The sequence below is a fragment of the Arthrobacter sp. Y3223164 genome, assembly GCF_059091005.1.
Genome location: NZ_JBNHGF010000823.1, coordinates 1 through 512, shown reverse-complemented (window position 1 = coordinate 512; position 512 = coordinate 1). Strand labels below are relative to the sequence as shown.

General features: G+C 71.9%; 1 protein-coding gene. It reads right to left on the bottom strand.

Annotated elements, in window-relative coordinates; all coding sequences use genetic code 11:
* Positions 1–512 (bottom strand): MFS transporter (locus tag AC5RUJ_RS18220; RefSeq protein ID WP_494156515.1); only part of this gene is annotated, 512 nt, incomplete at both ends.

Here is a 512-nt window from a genome sequence, read left to right as displayed (position 1 = left end):
CGGCGCCCATCAGCGTGTCGGACAGGCCTTGGGCCGGCACGCGGCCGGACTCCGGCACCGACTCGGCCAACAGCGTGGAGCCGGCAATCACCGAGGCCGACCACCCCAGGCCCAGCAACACCAGACCGGCACCCACCAGCCACGTGTCCTGCTGTCCGAACCCGGCCAGCGCCGTCGCGGCCAGGAGGACCAGTTGCCCGGCCGCGATGGTGCGGGTTCGTCCCAGCCGGTCGGTCAGCCAGCCCATCAGCGGCGAGAGTGCGTACATGCCGGCCAGGTGCAGCGAGATCGTGAAGCCGATGATGGCGAACGTGTCTGTCTGGCTGTGCTGGTGCCCGCCGGCATGGTCCAGCGCCTGCAGGTGCACGGGCGTCATGGACATCACCGCTACCATCACCAGCTGGGCGCCCACCACGGACGCCAATCCGAGCGCGGCCATGGGGTGGTGCCGGATCGCCGCCACGCCCGTCCGCAGGGTTCCGCGGCGGTTGACCGGCAGGGCTTCCCGGCCG